Below are 1,070 nucleotides of genomic sequence, written 5' to 3'. Positions count from 1 at the left end.
GACTTCGCAGAGCCCTGTGTTTTTAGTAAACAGTCGCCACCCCCTGGTCTGTGCCCCTCCACACTGGTTGCCCAATGCAGAGGCTCCCTTCTCGCGAACTTACGGGAGCAATTTGCCGAGTTCCTTCAGCATAGTTCTCTCAAGCGCCTTGGTATGCTCTACCAGTCCACCTGTGTCGGTTTGGGGTACGGTCTAATGTGGGAGCTATTTCCAGGGACCTCTTCGCCGCCAGTTCAATCCGATAAGGACTGACGACACACGAGATCCGTCACTACCCACTGGTGCAGGAATATTAACCTGCTTCCCATCGACTACGCATTTCTGCCTCGCCTTAGGGGCCGACTAACCCTGCGCTGATTAGCATTGCGCAGGAAACCTTGGACTTTCGGCGAGAGGGTCTCTCACCCTCTTTGTCGCTACTCATGTCAGCATTCTCACTTCTGATACCTCCAAGTGCCCTCGCGGGTCACCCTTCACAGGCTTACAGAACGCTCCGCTACCACGCACATAAATGTGCATCCGCAGCTTCGGTGTATGGCTTTAGCCCCGGTACATTTTCGGCGCAAGAGCGCTTGACCAGTGAGCTGTTACGCTTTCTTTAAATGATGGCTGCTTCTAAGCCAACATCCTGGTTGTCTATGCACTCTCACATCCTTTCCCACTTAGCCATAACTTAGGGACCTTAGCTGGCGGTCAGGGCTGTTTCCCTTTCCACTACGGACCTTAGCACCCGTAGTGTGTCTGCCAGATATTACTCATCGGTATTCGGAGTTTGGTTAGGTTTGGTAAGTCGGTGAGACCCCCTAGCCCATCCAGTGCTCTACCCCCATGGGTATTCACGAGACGCTCTACCTAAATAGATTTCGCGGAGAACCAGCTATCTCCGGGTTTGATTGGCCTTTCACCCCTAGCCACACGTCATCCCCGCATTTTTCAACATACGTGGGTTCGGTCCTCCAGTGCGTGTTACCGCACCTTCAACCTGCACATGGCTAGATCACCCGGCTTCGGGTCTCATCCCTCGAACTCAGTCGCCCTATTAAGACTCGCTTTCGCTACGCCTACACCTA

Annotated in this window: 1 rRNA gene; it reads right to left on the bottom strand. The window is 53.6% G+C overall.

Features of this window, described 5'->3' with window-relative positions:
* Nucleotides 1-1,070: ribosomal RNA gene (locus JXQ94_RS04795) — 23S ribosomal RNA — on the bottom strand; the annotation flags it as partial.

This window comes from Maricaulis maris (assembly GCF_049116555.1).
GTDB lineage: Bacteria > Pseudomonadota > Alphaproteobacteria > Caulobacterales > Maricaulaceae > Maricaulis > Maricaulis maris_C.
Note: the sequence above shows the minus strand (reverse complement) of the source record. Positions and strands in the feature narration are given on the sequence as shown.